A 16,992-nucleotide genomic window follows, 5' to 3' on the forward strand; every position below is an offset into this window, starting at 1 on the left:
TATGGCAATCACTCGTTTGACTGTACAAAGCTGCAAAAGCAGCTTCGCAAGTCTGACTAGCAATCAGAGATTGCTGTCATGCTTTGGAATTAACGTTGACATATTGCGATTCAGTTTTCAATGTTCATTTTGGGGTTCAAAATTCATTTTAGCAGAACTTTTATCTCTCTGCAAGAATTAAGACTACCTTATATACTATATAGTGTTTCATCCACTTATACAAGTATTAATTTTACACTTTCAAGCAACTTCTTAATCACTCGTGTTTCAATGTCTATGTCGTTTTCAGCGACTTTTATATCTTATCAAGGTGAGATATTAAAGTCAACACTTTAAATCAATTTTTTTCAGCTTTTTCAAAATGATGTTTATCTCAAAATAAAAGCCCGAGAACTTAAAGTTCTCAAGCTGATATTTTATAGAGTCATCTTTTCTTCTTCTTTGCAACTACTCTTGTATTTTTCACGGCAGCTTTCTTTTCCGGTACAATTTCGCCTTTTGCTACTTTGCGCGCATAGCGTTCCTGCTGCGATGCCTCATTATATTTCGGCAGTATAAGCAGCTGATAGGCGTTACAAAGTAAAAGCGGGAAAATTGTACAGTATAGCCACGTTGTATCTTCTACTCGCAGGAAAGGAATTAGTTCTACTGTTGTCATTACAATCATGAAGAACATTGCTGGAATAACAACATTGGTCTTTGTCATCTTTACTTTGAAGTAGCTGACAAGGATCGCTGCAATTAATATAAGAATCGGAATCCAGATGAACTGCTGAATATCACCTTGCTGTCTACCGAATCTAAGAAAACGGAAGTAGACAAGATCAAATAATGCAAATACAGTGATAACTGCCTGAATCGGATTCCATGCTGAACGAAAGATTCCCATACCCAGCTGATGGATAAATAAATAGCTGAAATATGCCAGCTGGCTGATTGAAGCAATCAATAGACCATATCCTATAAACCAGATAAATGCTGCTAAAAACTCACCGATCTGCCCTTTAACAAGATAAACCGTCAGACGGTCATAGCCGAATATCAGACTGACGAGCAGCGTTGATATCAGACCGATGAGTAAAGTCGTTCCGTAAAACTTACCTAAATTTCGAATTGTCACAACTGTGCCTCTCTTACTTCTCTGTTTTCTCTATGATCTTGGCAGCCATATTTCTATAGATAACGCCAAGTGGATGATCTGCTGCATACACAGACGGCGCAAAATCGTTTTCGTCCCAGTCCGGCTGAGCAAGGGGCAGCTGACCGATTAATTCTGTATTCAGTTCCTGTGCGAGTTTCTCCCCGCCCCCGCTTCCGAAGACGTACTCTCTATTCCCTGTCTCACGGCTTTCAAAATAGGACATGTTCTCCACTACACCTAAAATATCGTGCTTAGTATGCAGCGCCATCGCTCCTGCACGAGCTGCGACGAATGCAGCAGTTGGATGCGGCGTCGTCACAACAATTTCTTTACTCTTCGGCAGCATCTCATGAACATCAAGCGCTACATCACCTGTGCCAGGCGGTAGATCAAGCAGAATATAATCCAGCTCTCCCCACTCTACTTCCTGGAAGAAATTATTGATCATTTTACCGAGCATCGGTCCACGCCAGATGACTGGTGTATTTTCTTCTACAAAGAACGCCATCGAGATAACTTTCACTCCGAAACGTTCGACCGGTATTATCGATTCTCCTTTTATTCCTGGACGTTCTGTAATCCCCATCATGTCAGGTACACTGAAACCATAAATGTCCGCGTCAACAAGTCCGACCTTCTTACCAAGTCTGGCAAGTGCAACAGCAAGGTTAACCGAGACGGTTGATTTACCGACACCGCCTTTACCTGAAGCGATAGAAATGAACTCTGTATCCTGAAGACGACGTTCAATCTCTGAACCTGTCTGCCCACGGTACTGTTCAAGTGCTGCATCATCCAGCTGATCAAATCTAAGACCCACTGTTCGTGCACCATTTGCTTTCAATAATTCAACAATCTTTGTCTGAAGATCGAGCTGTGGCTGGCCGCCAAGCTTAGCGATTGCGATTTTAACGCTGACATGCTCTTTTTCTTCTTTTATAGATACTTCTTTAACACCGCCCGTCTCCTTCAGTGGAACATTGAGAATCGGATCAGCGATTTCGCCGAGAAGTTTTGTAGCAGCTTCTATAGTTAACACATTAAACGCCCCTTTAATTATTCATTACTATTAGAATAACAAAAAACCGCTGCTTTGTATAAATCAATTGTTTGACAATTTTTTAACTACTTTAGGATTGAAAGAGTATAATAAAGGCTATTAATAGACTACTAAGCACTTCAGGAGGACAACAATGATCTTAAATCATACAATCATGCAGTATTTCGAATGGCACACAAATGGGGACGGCAATCATTGGAAACGATTGAAGGAAGATGCCGCAACGCTTAAAGAACGAGGAATTGATGCTGTATGGATTCCCCCTGTTACTAAAGCAGATAATAATCAGAACCCGGGTTACAGTGTTTATGATCACTTTGACATCGGTGAGTTTGATCAAAAAGGCAGCGTGCGCACTAAATATGGCACGAAAGAAGATTTAAAAGAAGCGATTAAAGCATGTCACGATAATGATATTAAAGTTTACGTGGATATTGTAATGAACCATAAAGCTGGAGCTGACGAAACAGAAATGTTCCAGGTTGTTGAAGTAGATGGTGAGAATAGAACAGAAGTCATCTCTGAACCATTTGATATTGAAGGGTTTACGAAATTCACATTTCCAGGGCGCCAAGGCAAATACAGCGACTTCATCTGGAACTACACGCACTTTAACGGTACAGATTATGATCATGCGACCGGCAATACAGGTGTTTACCGGATTCTCGGTGAAAATAAAGGCTGGAATGAAAATGTTGACGATGAAAAAGGAAACTTTGACTATTTGATGTTCAGTAATATCGACTATAAACATCCGGATGTCCGCAATGAAATGATCTCCTGGGGAAAATGGCTGATTGATGAACTCGGAATTGACGGTATGCGTCTTGACGCTATCAAACATATTGAAAGTTATTTCGTCCGTGACTTCGTTCAGGCGATGCATGAACATACAGATAATAACTTTTACTTCGTGGGTGAATTTTGGAGAGCAGACGTGCAGACGAATGAAAGTTTTCTTGTAGATGCTGATTATTCATTGGATTTGTTCGATGTCGCACTGCATTATAATCTTAAAGAAGCATCAGAAGCCGGGGCTGCCTATGACTTAAGAACAATTTTTGACAATACGCTCGTCAAGGAAAATCCATTGAATGCAGTGACATTTGTCGATAACCATGATTCTCAGCCAGGAGAAGCTCTGGAATCGTTTGTCAAAGACTGGTTCAAACAAAGTGCTTATGCTCTTATTTTATTACGTTATGATGGTTTCCCTGTAGTATTTTACGGAGATTATTACGGAATTTCAGGCGACCAGCCTGTCGATAGTAAGCAGATGGCTATTGATCCATTATTATATATACGCAAAAAGAAAGCATTCGGTTTGCAGGATGACTATTTTGACCATGAAAATGTAATCGGCTGGGTAAGACGAGGGGCAAAAGAAGTTGATCAATCCGGCTGTGCCGTTATCATCAACAGCGGGACAGAAGATGCCGAAAAACAGATGTTCGTCGGCAAAGAACGTCAAGGCCAAGTATGGATTGACTATACCAATACACGTGACGAAGAAGTAATCATTGATGAAGAAGGCAACGGTGTATTCAAAGTGAACCCTGGCAGTGTTTCTGTCTATTGTCAGAAAGAAGATTAATTATTAAAACATACGGACATTTCTGTAATTGTGCTTAAGTGCAATTACAGAAATGTCCTTTTTTAATCATCATTGTTCTGATTCAAGTTCTCACTGTCGGGATAGAATAATTCAGTCAGTGCATAGAGTACGCTTATCACGAATAATATGACAAAGTAATTGATGTTAATATATTCATAATTAAGATGGACAAACAAATAAAATACAGATGTACTGATCAAGACAATAAATATATGAAACTTGAAACCATGGAAAAAAGAATGGTCCGGGTATTTTTTTTTCAGCTCATCGAATACAAATTCTATGAAAACAAGCAGAAAATAGCCTGAAATAATATAGGACCCATAGTAAAATAAATTATCCATAAAGCTCTGATTATAATTGAATTCAGCGAGTTTTAAATAGATTAAAATGCGACTCAAGCCAAATAAACCGAATGCGACCATCAGTATGAATGTAATGCCTGACAGCAGCACAATAGATGCAATAATCAGCAGTGTTACAAGCGTCCTGCCACTGACTTTAAAGCCTTTCACTCTATCCCTTCTTCCTGAATCCTTTAGAATTATTATTATAACACGATTAGAAATCCTCCGAATTACTAATAGATAACATGATTTAACTAAATAAGTAAAACTTTATTGACTAGAAAAATAACTAAAAAATACAATTTTTTCATGTTATAATATTTTTAATTATACATTTAGAGGAGAAACATTATGCACACTATTTTAGTGACAGGTGGAGCCGGGTATATCGGTTCACATACTGTTAAACGATTATTAGATGCTGGCTATAAGGTGATAGTGGCTGATGACTTGTCGACAGGACATGCATCCGCAGTTGATAAACGTGCAGTGTTCTACCAGTTAGATGTCCGTGATAACCAAGCGTTCGGCAATGTTCTTGATCAGGAACAGGTGGAAGCAGTTCTGCACTGTGCAGGTAAAATCGTTGTTAGTGAAAGTGTGAAAGAGCCCTTGAAATATTTCCATCATAATGTTTCGGGGTTGAATGAAGTACTTAAAGTTGTTGCAGAAAAAGGAATCAAAAAGTTCATGTTTTCTTCAACTGCTTCTATCTACGGCAATAACTGTTTCAATATCAAAGCAGTAGAAACAACTCAGGTAGCACCAACAAATCCATATGCAGCTTCAAAACATATCGGTGAACAGATGATTCACTGGGTAAGCGAACGCTATCAGATGAACTACGTGATTTTCCGCTACTTCAATGTTGCTGGTGCTGAAATGGATGCGTCAAATGGTCTACGTACGGAAAATCCGACTCACCTTGTCCCCTCCATTAACTTGACGCTGCTCGGTAAAAGACCAGTATTTGAGATTTTCGGTGATGACTATCAGACAGCAGACGGTACGTGCATCCGCGATTACATACATGTATGTGACCTTGCCCGCGCCCATCAGTTAGGCATGGATTACTTATTTAACGGTGGTCAGTCTACCGTGTTTAATTTAGGAACAGAGCAAGGTTATTCTGTCAAACAAGTGGCAGATACCGCCGAACGCATCACCGGCATTCCGTTGAATGTGAAAATTTCTGAGAGACGCAGTGGAGACCCTGATTTCGTGCTGGCCAATGCCGGGAAAGCCCGCGAAAGACTGGACTGGGTTCCGGAACATTCACTTGAAGAAATTATTCAATCAGACTTTCACTGGCGTAAACAATTTTAATCAAACTGTCCATCCGGACAGTTTTTTTATTTTCTCTCTTTTTCGTAGATGACGTCTCCGTCTACAACAGTCATGGATACTTCTATTTGATGGATCTTCAGCGGAACGACTGTAAACGGGTCGTCTTCCAGTATGGTAAAGTCTGCGAGATATCCTTCTTTGATGAGCCCGTTATCAGGACGTTCAGCGACATCTGCTGCAAGTACAGTATATAATTTGATAGCCTCAAATACGCTTAGCGACTCATGCACAGTATACTGAGTGTCATCATTGAATGGCCGGCGGTTCACTGCAGCATCAATTCCAACGAGTGGGTTGAACGTTTCAATCGGCGCATCTGAGCCTCCTCCGATTACAATTCCATGATTCAGCAGCGTCTTCCAGGCATAGGCATATTCAATCCGTTCATTCCCGACACGGTCAATCGCCCAAGGGAAGTCAGAAGTCAGAAACGATGGCTGCACATCGCATATAACCGGCAGCTGTGCCATCCGTTTCACCAAGTCTTCTCCAAGAAAACTGACATGAATCAAACGGTCACGTCCATTTATCGGCGGATATTTTTCGATCGCGTCAAGCACCATCTCACAGGCGCGGTCACCGATCATGTGAACCGCTACTGTTTCACCATAAGCGCGTGCTTTTCTGACTTCCGCTTCCAACTCTTCTTGTGTATAAATAGCGAGACCAGATGTTTCAGGTGCATCATGATAAGGTGCGCGGAATAATGCAGTTCTTCCGCCGAGCGCCCCGTCTGCATAGAATTTCATGGAATCGGCTTTTATCCAAGTATCGTAAGTATAACCTTCGGCAATCAGCTCTTCAAAAATAGAAGTATGACGAAGCAGGTTCAGTCTCAGCTGCTTCTTTCCTTTACCGAATGTCTTCTTATAAGCATTAAAGACATTGCGGAAATCATGATAATACCCGAGATCTTCTGTATGAATCGCGGTGAGTCCTGCGGCATGCATGGCATCTGCTGCACGTTCCATATGTTGACACAGTGATTCTTCAGTTTCATGAACGCTCGCATCAACAAACAGTTCCATAGCATTATCATGGACCCAGCCATTCAGTATACCCGCTTCACGTTCAAAACGGCCGCCTTCCATATCTTCTACGTTTTCTCTGATATTAAGCGAATCCAGTGCTGCACTATTGACAATTGCTGCATGGCGGCAAATTCGCTTCACCAGAACTTTGTGGGATGTCAATGCGTCCAGTTCCTGCCGCGTCAGCTTGTAGTTCAGCTGATTGTCATCATAACCCTCACAGATGAGCCAGCTATCAGGCGGCAGTTCCTCTGCTGCCTTCCTGATCTTATCTTTAACTTCATCGATAGTCCGGTCATCCCTGAAATCGATTCCCCCAAGAGCGATTCCCGTTCCGACGAGATGAATATGTGTGTCAATAAAACCCGGCAGCATCACTCCGCCATTAAGATCGATATAGTCCGCTCCCTCAATTTCAGGTATACGTTCAAATATTTGAACAATCCGGTTTTCTTCTACTCCAACTGCAGCAGCAGTCTTCTCTTCTGCTTCCATTGTATAGATCAATCCATTATGATAAATTTTCATTTTATTTCCCCCTAAAATAAAAAAGATATACTATCGCTAGTATATCTTTAAATGAAACTCATGCCTATAATTGAAGACCTAATGCTTCAAATGTGTTACCGCCGCGTATATCTCCTGATTCATAACCTTGCTTGAACCACTTCATACGCTGTTCACTAGAACCATGAGTAAATGTATCTGTATTAACGCGCCCCATTGACTGCTCTTGCAGCGTATCATCACCGACAGCATGGGCAGCTTTAATCGCTTCTTCAATATCGCCTTCTTCAGTAACGCCCATTTCCTGTTCATAATGAGCATACACACCAGCATAATAATCAGCTTGAAGCTCCATCGCTACAGAATATTTGTTATAATCTTTCTCGCTTAACTGCTGACGCAGGCGATTAACCTTAGAAGCGGTCCCTAACTGATTCTGAACGTGGTGCCCAACTTCATGAGCGATAACATATGCCATCGCAAAGTCACCAGGCGCCTGGAAACGCTGATCAAGTTCATCCATAAACGTTAAATCGATATAGAGTTTCTCATCTGCCGGACAATAGAATGGTCCCATTGATGAGCTTGCATTACCACAGCCGGTATTGACACCATTAGAGAATAGCACCATCTTAGGTTCTTCGTAAGTCAGTCCTTCTTCCTGGAACAGTTTATGCCATACTGTTTCAGTGTCTTTCAGTACAACACTAGCGAACTGTTCACGTTCAGTAGGAGCAGACTGTCCTGATTCATCAGTCTGAGTCTGCTGCTGTGTCTGCTGCTGATCCGGCTGACCGCCTCCTAAAATATCAGATAGGTCTCCACCCATCAGCATATAGATAATAGCAACAACAATCCCGAGACAACCGACACCGCCACCACCGACTGCGAGTCCGCGACCACCGCCGCCTCCGACATTTTCTACATTAGAGCTTCCCTGCCTACCTTGCCATTCCATAATGTGTCCTCCTAAAATAAGCTGTTAATTAATAACTTATTGTCTAATACCCATTATAGAATAAAATTTATCATTATTTCATAGAAAAATTAAATATGGCACTTGATGGCTTCTATTAAATAATCTGCGGCGCCGGTAGTCACATTATAATAATCTTTAAATCGTGTGTCGGCTTCGTACGTCATCATCAACCCGAGATGCATCTCACGGTTATACTTCGGCCAGTAATAATTAAGCCAAGCTTTATGAAGTTCTGCAATGTCCGCTCCAATTTTATCCGACGGCAATGCTTTCGTATGAACTGCTTCAGTCAGCAATTTTTTCAGCTGTGCGTCAATCGCTGATGCGTCGTTATATTCATCTTCAGTCAGCCCATTAAACTTTGCATTCGCTGCCTCGACAGCTGACTCTCCATACTGATTGCGGATTTCCTCTCCATAATGCTGTTCATTAAAATCGATTTGCTGTTGTTTAAACTGTTCAAATTTTCGATTAGTCATATGTTTTTCCTCCTTACTGATAATAGCGGCTTTAAGCAGATTAATCTGCTCATCCACTCTGTTTCTTTCCTTTTCAAGATGTTGCAGCTGTCCTTGAAGCAGTTCTAACGACAGTTCCTCATCGAGTGATTCTTTAATTCTTTCAAGCGAGAGACCGAGTCCTTTATACAGCATGACACGATATAAACGCTCCAAATCTTCGTCACTGTAATTCCGATATCCCGACTCATCTGCTTCAGGGCTAACCAGCCCGAGAGTATCGTAATACCGTAATGTTCTCTTCGTCAGGCCTGTCAGTTCACTTACTTCATTAATCCACATCTCATCACCTCCACCATTACTATAAAGGGTGACCTCGCGTTAAGGTCAATATATTTTGTGAAAAATAACGTAAAACGCCCGGTGATTCCTAGGCGGAATATCCAGAGCGTTTTATTTTAATATTATATCAGCAGTCATACTTAACGATCAAACGCTGATATTTTATCGATGGATGACAGGCCCTTCGTCACAAGATACTGACCACCCACATGTTTTTTTATAGTGACGAGTTCTTTATTCGTCTCTTCTCCGTAAACTTTCTGGACATAGTACTTAGTAATTGGTACCGTCAGTTTTTTTCCTTTATCCTTTGTCACGACTTCCTTTTTGACGAAGCGTTCAGGCAGCCAGATATGATCTTTAAATGATGGATAAATTTTAACATTCATCTCGTCACCATCGACAAGATTTGTTGATTTGCTCAGAAATCCTGTGTACTGGAACTTCGTATTACTTATCGGCTTGTCTTCCGGCTCTTCTGTCGTCGGTTCTTCAGTCACTGGTTCTACTGATTCATCGTGAGCCGTTTCTGTCAGTTTTCCTGTCTCCAGATGTTCGATCGGTGTTTTGCTGATTGACTCCAGCTGACCTTTATATATGTGATCATCAACTTCAGGACTGACAGCTTTTAATTTTAAGTTCGGTTCCAGGAACTGCATTTCGTAGCGGTTAGCTGCTCCATCAATATGGAGCGTGTCAACACTAAGCGTCACGACAGGCTGATCTTGTCTATCACTCGTAAATGCCTGGACCTGCTCATCATCGACTGCCAGCACTTCCCCGTCTGCACCTGCTTTAACTGTCAGTTCATCAATCTTCTTGACTATCTTCTTCTGTTTCTCTTCAAGAATGCTGATATTATTGTCAGCCTTTGTCAGTTCAGAATCCAGCCAGTTCAACTGCGCATCAATAGTTGCTGTTTCTTCAAAGTCTGCATCCAGCCGTCTGTCTTCATAAGCTGCAATCTGACCTTCTACCTGCTCTTTTTCAACCCGCTTATTATCGAGCTGCAATTCGATTTCCGTTTCTTCATTGTTCAGCTTCTGATCGACATAGGTGAACAACGGATCATCTTTTTGGACTGTGTCTCCAGTCTGCACATGCATCAGCACAGGTTCTTTCAGCGAGCCTGTTAAATAATAAAATCCAAGTTTCTGTCTGGCTGTTCCGTCGACAGTGATGACATGATTCTTCATACGCTCATCTATATCCAATGTATTATTCGCATTAATTGTCCGGAGTGCCATGTAAATACCACTGATGACAATGAGTCCAAGTATTACAATGATCAATACCACCGGCCAGAACCAGTTCTTTTTCATGACATAGCCCTCTACATAATTATTTTTATATCAGTTTATCAATAAAGAAATACGCTGATGTTAAGAACATATAAAATCTTTGTAAATTACTTGATGAGTCTATCGTCATCTGACTTGATGTGTGCATTGAACTCTTTCATATTCTGACGCTTCACTGACCGATGATAGCGATTTAACAGCAGCAGGAACAGCAGTCCTACCAGTAATGATACAAAGCCCATCCATGTCAGTGCGCCGCGTCCTCCGCCTATTATATAATAGTAGGCGAAATAAAAATTGATCAGTGCAATAACGCTCATTCCGATATATGGATACATGTCGTCACCTACAATACGCCGTTATCTTTTAGTGCCTGACGCGCTGTCTCGATACTGTCTTTACCTTCTTTATTCTTCAGCGGGCTGAACTCAGCTGCACGTTCAACCTGCAATGTACTAAATGTCTCAGCATGCTGGAAAATATCAAAGTAGAACTTTTCAAATTTCAGCGTCTCTTTCTTAACAACTTCAAAGTCATCATCGAGCTGGGCAAGATTTTTAATGGCTAAATGATAAGGAAGCTGCTTAAGCGATGCTTCTCTGAGAAAATCAAGACGGAAAATATGAATACCGATGTTGGCGTTGTTAAAAGTATTTTCCATACCTTCCGGCAGCTCAGTATACTCCATTACTCGTTTTTTTCCATTTGCCATAATCACTCGCCCGACACTTTCTCCTTCAAGCGGTGCAATGGTTTTTGTCGTCACGTCTGAACCAGACTCTACTGCTAGGCCGCATAGCACGGGATCCAGTACTTTCACAAGTACATTGTCGATATTATTTAAATAGACATGTGTAATTCCATGCTCCGTCATTGCATCGTATATACCTGTCGCAGCCATTGCCTCGAATACACCGCCGTTGCCATTCGGTGCTGTCAGCAATGTACTGCCTTCGTTTAGCAGCAGCTCCCCTGATGGAGAGAGCGCAACGATATTGGGCTGTTTAAAAAATGTGACTGCTGACTCCGGATAACCAAAATAGAGATTATTTGTGAAAAAATCGACTGTTTCATCATGATTAATATCACTCGTCATGATAAACCATTGAATGGTAATATTCAGCTGATTGTTTAACGTCTTCAGCTGACTTGCCTGCATTTCAAAAAGACTCATGCCATCGAATGAAAAAGTTCCTTTAGGACCTTTATGAGCGAGACGCGTCCCTTGTCCGCCAGCCATTAACAGTGCCGCAAACTTTCCTGCCTGAATCGCCTCAAGACCAAGAGTTTCAAGTTCCTGCACGCGTTCGGCTGTCATCTCATCTTTTACTTCAGTGACCACATCTGTCACTTCACCAGCCGGCACTTCGACATGACGATTGACATAAACCTCCTCGTACAGTGCTTTTATCTCGTCCAGATCAAGCGTACCCAGCTGCTGCTCAAGATTATTTTTCTCATTTTCAGACATCATGGTCATCATCTCTGTTATAAGATGATGATTATATTTTGGTAAGTCCTGAATGTTAGCCATAGAATCTCCTTTTAGTTACGTCAATAATTTCTTTTCTATTATAAGTGGATTATATCATTTGTGCATTATAAATGTATCCAGTCTACTGTCCGATGAAACATTTCAGTATAGATTAAATAAGCAGTCAGAACAGAAAAAGTTGTTGCAAGAGATAAATCGAGGACTCCTCCTGTTTTGAAAGTAATCGGTGTAGTGATCTTAAAATCGATCGGAAAGAACAAAGCTACACCGCGTGGGGTCATCATATCAAGCAGTATATGGCTCGCTATACCAATCATCGCACAAATAATGTAAGTAAAATCGATGTTGATCAATGTCATAACGACGGCTATAACTGCCATAAATAATAAGGAATGCGTGATTGTGCGATGACCGAAAAAGAAATTGATCAATCTGCTCAACAGTTTAAATTCCTTACCGACCTTACTTCCCGAATGACAGATATCCGGCAGAATACTGAATACGCCTGTAGTTCCGATGATCACTGCACTCGTTCCGATATCATGTGTTGTATTCAATGCATACGCTGTGCCGAGCAATATGCCGAACGCAGCATGAGTTTTTCCTGTCATAGCATGCTCCTATTCTCCAGCAATAAAAAAATCTACTTCTTATTACTAAAGAGTAGATTCTTATATGCTGGTATTAATGATTAAGGGGCGACGTCTGGTATCGGCGCCTCTGTCGATAGACCGCTTGGATCAATAGGTGATTCAGTCGATGCTTCTTCAACCGGTGGCTGTTCTGTCACCGCCTCTGTTGATGGCGCTTCTGTTGCTGGTGCTTCCGTGGCTGGTTCTACTGTCACCGCTTCTGTTGAAGGTTCTTCTGACTTTTGTACTTGAGCACAATGACCGCTCTGGCAGATGTAGCCTTCATTCGTCAAATTGTTCCAGGCTCTTGAATATTCTTCTGAATTCTCGATACGTGTACAATCTTTAGTTCCTGCCATACTTGTATCTGTCAGACAAAGTCTTGCCTGATTATATTTTTCTGTATCAAACTTGTCTTCTTCAATTGTCTTATCTGATTTTTTGCGCCCGCGTTCTTTAGCTGCTTCGATTTTTTTCTTTGCTTCATCTGCTTTATTGACTTTGACCTCTACTTTAGGTGACGAAGATTTCTTACTCTCAGTTTTCGGTTCGTTGCTGCATGCCGCCAAAAAGACAGTGAGACATAACACCAGCACTATAAGTTGTTTCATCGTTTCTCTCCTAACTTATACTGTATCTATTCATTATACTGATTATCGTGAAAATGTGAATTTATTTATAGTATACCGTATTATTTCTGTTATGATAATAGCAATACGTAAGGAGGCAGATCATGTCTGAACAACAAAAAGGAATTATTTTTGCGGCAAACAGTTACTTTCTATGGGGCATTCTTCCTTTCTACTGGCGTCTGATTGATGATATCAATGCCTACGAAATCCTCGCTCACCGCATTATCTGGTCATTTGTCTTTATGGTTATATTGATTATTATTCTCGGAAAAACGCGTGTCTTTAAAGAACAGACCATACAGTTACTGAAGAACAAAAAGGAAGCGGTCAGTCTGTTCGTTGCAGGCATTGTCATTGCCTTCAACTGGGGACTCTTCATCTGGGCAGTTGCGAACCATCATGTGCTGCAGGCAAGTCTCGGTTACTACATCAATCCATTGATGAGCATCCTGCTCGGTATGATTTTTATGAAAGAACGCTTTTCAAAAATGGAATGGACTGCTATTATTTTAGCCGCCATCGGGGTCCTCTATATGACATTGTCTATCGGCGAAGTCCCTTATATATCTCTGCTTCTTGCTATATCGTTCGCATTATACGGATTAATCAAGAAGAATGTTCATATGGACGCGATATTCACTATACTTCTTGAGTGCCTTGCTACTTTACCACTGGCACTCATCGGACTGTGGTATTTAAAGTCAATCGACATGAGCAACTTCGGTTACAACATTGACAGCGGCATCCTGCTGTTTTCAGGAATATTAACAGCGATTCCTCTTATACTATTTACTGCAGGAGCCACTAGAATTCCATTGTCACTTATCGGATTTCTTCAGTATATTGCACCGACCTTAATGTTCATCCAGGGCGTGTTCTTATATAATGAAGAATTCAGCACTGACAACTTAATTACATTTGCCTTTATCTGGGCCGGTCTTATTATTTATAGCTATACAAAATATCAGCAGTATAGAATACAACGAAGAAAACTCACCTCATGACTATAGGATTTCTACCAAAATACTTCAAATGCATTCAAAACAATTAAAAAACGGTTAATTTCATTTAATAGTACCACTTCAATTGTAAGCGGGTACAAAATGCAGTATATTTAAGCTATAAAAACGATAAGGATGTGTTTAGCAATGGCAATGAGAGTAACTAAGAACGATAAGGAAATCAACATTAAATGGCGTGTAGCAGACATCGTCATCCCTAATGAAGATATCGTCAGCGTTAAAGAAGACACTAATATTTACGCGAGTACAAACGAAGACGAAGCTAACGTTGTGAGAATCGGTTCTACTTTCGGCAAAACAAATCGCATTCTTTTAGACACGAAAGACAAACATTACATCATCTACACTCATAATGACAAAAAGATTTTTAACGAATTAAATAAATAATATGTGCCATCCTTCATGGATGGTTTTTTTGTTGCACTTTATCCATATGATTAGTGTTTATTATAAGGTCTCTGATACGATAGAACTATCAAAAGGAGGTTGGACATGGAAGATTTAACAGGTAAATCAGCATTAATTACAGGTGGGTCTCGTGGGATTGGCCGTGCTCTTGCTTTGAAACTCGCAAGTAAAGGCGTCAATGTCGCGATTACAGGACGCAACTTTAAGTCATTACAGGAAACACTATCAGCTATCGACAAGTACGATGTTGACGCGGCCGCAATCGTTGCCGATATGAAGAATAAAGATGATATTAAAGCAGCTGTTGACCATACACTGGAAACGTTCGGTCAGATAGATATACTGATTAACAACGCCGGCGTTATGGATCATGAATTGTTTTTAGATACGACCGAAGAGATGTTCCGTGAACTGCTTGAGACGAATGTTATGGGACCTTATCACATGATGCAGCAAGTTCTGCCTCACATGATTGAGCAGAAAACAGGTGATATCGTTAATATCGCTTCAATGTCAGCAGTGAATTCATCTGAACAGACAGCGGCTTATTCAGCGACGAAGTTTGCACTGGCAGGTTTGACTGAAGGTGTCATGAAAGAAATGAGAAAGCACAACATCCGCACGTTTACCATCAATCCTTCTGCCGTACTGACTGATTTAATTGGCGAGACTTCACTTGATCCAGATACAATGATTCACGCAGAAGATATCGCAGATGTCATCGTCAGTCAACTGCAGCTGAATCGCAGAGTGTTCGTGAAAACCAATCAAATATGGGCAACCAACCCGCAGCAGAAATAAAGCATGTAAAAATCAGGAGGACTTCAAATGTTTATAGTGACTAACCGCATTAAAATGAAATCCGGCTTTGCCGAGAAGATGGCACCTATGTTCACAAAAGGTGGCGCTATTCAGGAATTAACAGGTTTTATCAAGATTGAAACATGGTCTGTTCAGGGAAATGAAGAATTCGACGAGCTTCACGTCAATACGTACTGGGAAACATTAGAAGACTTCGAAGCATGGAAAACATCAGACGCATTCAAGCAAGCCCACAGCAGACCAGCAGGCGGCGGAGACAAAGGGGAATCACCGATGCTTGGCTCAGAGCTTGTCATCGCTAAACTAGAAACAAAGCTTGAGAAATAATAGAGATTGATTATTATATATGGAACGTGGCCTTCAAATACCATTTGAAGACCACGTTTTTATTGTTATTCAGTTCAATTAAAATATAATATGAGCCATCAATACGATGATTGGCAGAATAATAATAGTTCTGATCATAAAAATTGCGAACAGTTTCGGCAGACTGACAGGAATTTTAGAACCGAGTATGACACCGCCTACTTCTGATAAATAGATCAGCTGCGAGATACTTAGTGCTGCAACAACAAACCTTGTCAATTCACTTTTTACATCAACGATCAGAATAGCCGGCAGAAACATATCAGCAAATCCGATCAGAATTGTTTCTGAAGCAGCGACTGCTTCCGGTACGTGCATCAACTCTAAGATCGGTACAAACGGTGCACCAACCCATGTGAAGAAGTTTGTATATTCTGCAATGATAGTTGCGATTGTCCCGATACACATAACAACAGGCAGCACTGCAAACCACATATCCATTACTGTACGTGTTCCAAGCATAAGCAGTCCTTTTGCATCCGGACCTTTAATTCCTCGTTCAACTGCATTTTCAAAACCATAGGAAATAACGTTGTGTGTATCAGGTGTCTCTTCACTCAAGCGTTTTGTTGAACCGTTCGAATAAGAATCTGCAATCTGTCTAAGCGGCCATATTCTCGGAGTGATCATAGCTGCGACCAGGCAGGAAACAATGACAGTGAAATAGAAGTAGAAGAAGTGGTTCATTAAATCTACTTCTTTAGCAACGACGATAGCGAATGTGATTGATACAACAGAGAAACTTGTCGCTATAACTGTCGCTTCACGTCTTGTATAAAATCCTTCGTCATACTGCTTAGATGCCATCATCACTCCTACTGTACCATCCCCGACAAATGATGCCAGATTTTCAACAGCGGACCGACCAGGAAGTGTAAACAGCGGTCTCATTATACGTGAGAACATCGGACCGATAAATTCAAATAGACCATAATCCATCAATAACGGCAGGAATATTCCTGCAAAGAAAAAAACCGTAATTAAAGTAGGCAGTAAACCGTCATAAATCAGTCCACCCGTATTTTCGGTATTGATCCATGGCACGTTTAAATTGAAATAAACGATTGTCGCGAAGATACCACCAAGCAGTCGAATGAGCAGCCACACCCAGTTTACTTCGAACAAGTTTTTGATAAAAGGTGTTTTAGTCGATCGAGTTAATGAGAAATAAAACGTCAGTAAAATTGAAGCTATAATAATGATATAAATTAACGTCGGCATAAAGCTTCCGATTAATTCTTTGAACTTGCCTGCAAGAACTGCAACCGGTAAACTTGTCTCTCCGTCAACATGGAGCGGTGTCAGGAAGAGAAATATACCAATAAGCGATGCAATGATGAATTTCCACATTCCTTTTTTACGTTGACTTTCTGTATAGCTGTTCATAAATTCCTCCAAAAAAATATTCACTCTAAGTAATAAAAATACATTCACGTAAATTATGATAGCATAATTAAGTATTAATATTCATTAATTTAATTAAATAT

18 protein-coding genes are annotated in these 16,992 nt (G+C 40.8%); 6 read left to right on the top strand and 12 right to left on the bottom strand.

Annotated elements, in window-relative coordinates; translation table 11 throughout:
* Positions 1-424: 424 nt before the first annotated feature.
* Together ERX29_RS07370 and ERX29_RS07375 are read right to left on the bottom strand one after the other, a co-directional pair.
* Positions 425-1,120, bottom strand: a complete 696-nt coding sequence (locus ERX29_RS07370; RefSeq protein WP_133444061.1) for a KinB-signaling pathway activation protein — start codon at positions 1,118-1,120, stop codon at positions 425-427.
* Positions 1,121-1,133: 13 nt separating this feature from the next.
* Positions 1,134-2,180, bottom strand: coding sequence for an Mrp/NBP35 family ATP-binding protein (locus tag ERX29_RS07375; protein ID WP_133444062.1), 1,047 nt, complete (start codon positions 2,178-2,180; stop codon positions 1,134-1,136).
* Between the two features lie 154 nt (positions 2,181-2,334).
* Between ERX29_RS07375 and ERX29_RS07380 the strand changes: the two genes are divergently transcribed.
* Complete coding sequence (locus tag ERX29_RS07380) at positions 2,335-3,795, top strand: alpha-amylase (protein ID WP_133444063.1); 1,461 nt, start codon at positions 2,335-2,337, stop codon at positions 3,793-3,795.
* A 62-nt stretch (positions 3,796-3,857) separates the two neighbouring features.
* Here ERX29_RS07380 and ERX29_RS07385 read toward each other — a convergent pair whose 3' ends face one another.
* Positions 3,858-4,331, bottom strand: a complete 474-nt coding sequence (locus ERX29_RS07385; protein WP_133444064.1) for a SepA family multidrug efflux transporter — start codon at positions 4,329-4,331, stop codon at positions 3,858-3,860.
* Between the two features lie 183 nt (positions 4,332-4,514).
* On the opposite strand from ERX29_RS07385, the gene galE reads away from it, so the two are divergent.
* A complete protein-coding gene (gene galE / locus ERX29_RS07390) occupies positions 4,515-5,489 on the top strand; it encodes a UDP-glucose 4-epimerase GalE (RefSeq protein ID WP_133444065.1) in 975 nt (324 codons plus the stop codon).
* 26 nt (positions 5,490-5,515) lie between these two features.
* Here galE and ERX29_RS07395 read toward each other — a convergent pair whose 3' ends face one another.
* From ERX29_RS07395 to ERX29_RS07430, 8 genes are all read right to left on the bottom strand, one after another.
* Positions 5,516-7,069, bottom strand: a complete 1,554-nt coding sequence (locus ERX29_RS07395) for an amidohydrolase (protein WP_133444066.1) — start codon at positions 7,067-7,069, stop codon at positions 5,516-5,518.
* A gap of 64 nt (positions 7,070-7,133) precedes the next feature.
* On the bottom strand, positions 7,134-8,006 hold the full coding sequence (ypfJ, locus tag ERX29_RS07400) for a KPN_02809 family neutral zinc metallopeptidase (RefSeq protein WP_133444067.1): 873 nt from the start codon (positions 8,004-8,006) through the stop codon (positions 7,134-7,136).
* An 89-nt stretch (positions 8,007-8,095) separates the two neighbouring features.
* Positions 8,096-8,827, bottom strand: coding sequence for a MerR family transcriptional regulator (locus ERX29_RS07405; RefSeq protein WP_133444068.1), 732 nt, complete (start codon positions 8,825-8,827; stop codon positions 8,096-8,098).
* 140 nt (positions 8,828-8,967) lie between these two features.
* The gene (locus ERX29_RS07410; RefSeq protein WP_133444069.1) at positions 8,968-10,149 is read right to left on the bottom strand and encodes an efflux RND transporter periplasmic adaptor subunit; all 1,182 of its coding nucleotides are present in this window, start codon (positions 10,147-10,149) and stop codon (positions 8,968-8,970) included.
* A gap of 86 nt (positions 10,150-10,235) precedes the next feature.
* Positions 10,236-10,466 carry a hypothetical protein gene (locus tag ERX29_RS07415; protein ID WP_133444070.1) on the bottom strand — a complete coding sequence of 77 codons (231 nt, stop codon included), beginning with the start codon at positions 10,464-10,466 and terminating at the stop codon, positions 10,236-10,238.
* 8 nt (positions 10,467-10,474) lie between these two features.
* Positions 10,475-11,662: a UTP--glucose-1-phosphate uridylyltransferase gene (locus ERX29_RS07420; RefSeq protein ID WP_133444071.1), complete on the bottom strand. Its 1,188-nt coding sequence runs from the start codon at positions 11,660-11,662 to the stop codon at positions 10,475-10,477.
* A gap of 65 nt (positions 11,663-11,727) precedes the next feature.
* Complete coding sequence (locus ERX29_RS07425) at positions 11,728-12,234, bottom strand: metal-dependent hydrolase (protein WP_133444072.1); 507 nt, start codon at positions 12,232-12,234, stop codon at positions 11,728-11,730.
* A gap of 80 nt (positions 12,235-12,314) precedes the next feature.
* Positions 12,315-12,866 (bottom strand): hypothetical protein, encoded by a 552-nt coding sequence (locus ERX29_RS07430; RefSeq protein ID WP_133444073.1) that lies wholly within the window; start codon positions 12,864-12,866, stop codon positions 12,315-12,317.
* A 119-nt stretch (positions 12,867-12,985) separates the two neighbouring features.
* On the opposite strand from ERX29_RS07430, the gene rarD reads away from it, so the two are divergent.
* From rarD to ERX29_RS07450, 4 genes are all read left to right on the top strand, one after another.
* Positions 12,986-13,891, top strand: a complete 906-nt coding sequence (rarD, locus tag ERX29_RS07435) for an EamA family transporter RarD (RefSeq protein ID WP_165981112.1) — start codon at positions 12,986-12,988, stop codon at positions 13,889-13,891.
* A gap of 144 nt (positions 13,892-14,035) precedes the next feature.
* Positions 14,036-14,296, top strand: coding sequence for a SunI/YnzG family protein (locus ERX29_RS07440; protein ID WP_133444075.1), 261 nt, complete (start codon positions 14,036-14,038; stop codon positions 14,294-14,296).
* Between the two features lie 105 nt (positions 14,297-14,401).
* Positions 14,402-15,118, top strand: coding sequence for an SDR family NAD(P)-dependent oxidoreductase (locus ERX29_RS07445; protein WP_133444076.1), 717 nt, complete (start codon positions 14,402-14,404; stop codon positions 15,116-15,118).
* Between the two features lie 27 nt (positions 15,119-15,145).
* Positions 15,146-15,466 carry a heme oxygenase gene (locus ERX29_RS07450; protein ID WP_133444077.1) on the top strand — a complete coding sequence of 107 codons (321 nt, stop codon included), beginning with the start codon at positions 15,146-15,148 and terminating at the stop codon, positions 15,464-15,466.
* 78 nt (positions 15,467-15,544) lie between these two features.
* Here ERX29_RS07450 and ERX29_RS07455 read toward each other — a convergent pair whose 3' ends face one another.
* Positions 15,545-16,891 (bottom strand): YjiH family protein, encoded by a 1,347-nt coding sequence (locus ERX29_RS07455; protein ID WP_133444078.1) that lies wholly within the window; start codon positions 16,889-16,891, stop codon positions 15,545-15,547.
* Positions 16,892-16,992 lie beyond the last annotated feature (101 nt).

The sequence above is a fragment of the Macrococcus lamae genome (assembly GCF_004359545.1).
In the GTDB taxonomy this organism is placed as follows: Bacteria; Bacillota; Bacilli; order Staphylococcales; family Staphylococcaceae; genus Macrococcus; species Macrococcus lamae.

What these genes read in the sequence shown, in the direction of transcription:
- ERX29_RS07415 (WP_133444070.1), bottom strand. Translation starts at nt 10,466, where the DNA reads ATGTATCCATATATCGGAATGAGCGTTATTGCACTGATCAATTTTTAT.
- galE (WP_133444065.1), top strand. Translation starts at nt 4,515, where the DNA reads ATGCACACTATTTTAGTGACAGGTGGAGCCGGGTATATCGGTTCACAT.
- ERX29_RS07410 (WP_133444069.1), bottom strand. Translation starts at nt 10,149, where the DNA reads ATGAAAAAGAACTGGTTCTGGCCGGTGGTATTGATCATTGTAATACTT.
- ERX29_RS07455 (WP_133444078.1), bottom strand. Translation starts at nt 16,891, where the DNA reads ATGAACAGCTATACAGAAAGTCAACGTAAAAAAGGAATGTGGAAATTC.
- ERX29_RS07450 (WP_133444077.1), top strand. Translation starts at nt 15,146, where the DNA reads ATGTTTATAGTGACTAACCGCATTAAAATGAAATCCGGCTTTGCCGAG.
- ypfJ (WP_133444067.1), bottom strand. Translation starts at nt 8,006, where the DNA reads ATGGAATGGCAAGGTAGGCAGGGAAGCTCTAATGTAGAAAATGTCGGA.
- ERX29_RS07425 (WP_133444072.1), bottom strand. Translation starts at nt 12,234, where the DNA reads ATGACAGGAAAAACTCATGCTGCGTTCGGCATATTGCTCGGCACAGCG.
- ERX29_RS07405 (WP_133444068.1), bottom strand. Translation starts at nt 8,827, where the DNA reads ATGTGGATTAATGAAGTAAGTGAACTGACAGGCCTGACGAAGAGAACA.
- ERX29_RS07420 (WP_133444071.1), bottom strand. Translation starts at nt 11,662, where the DNA reads ATGGCTAACATTCAGGACTTACCAAAATATAATCATCATCTTATAACA.
- ERX29_RS07380 (WP_133444063.1), top strand. Translation starts at nt 2,335, where the DNA reads ATGATCTTAAATCATACAATCATGCAGTATTTCGAATGGCACACAAAT.
- ERX29_RS07395 (WP_133444066.1), bottom strand. Translation starts at nt 7,069, where the DNA reads ATGAAAATTTATCATAATGGATTGATCTATACAATGGAAGCAGAAGAG.
- ERX29_RS07445 (WP_133444076.1), top strand. Translation starts at nt 14,402, where the DNA reads ATGGAAGATTTAACAGGTAAATCAGCATTAATTACAGGTGGGTCTCGT.
- ERX29_RS07440 (WP_133444075.1), top strand. Translation starts at nt 14,036, where the DNA reads ATGGCAATGAGAGTAACTAAGAACGATAAGGAAATCAACATTAAATGG.
- ERX29_RS07430 (WP_133444073.1), bottom strand. Translation starts at nt 12,866, where the DNA reads ATGAAACAACTTATAGTGCTGGTGTTATGTCTCACTGTCTTTTTGGCG.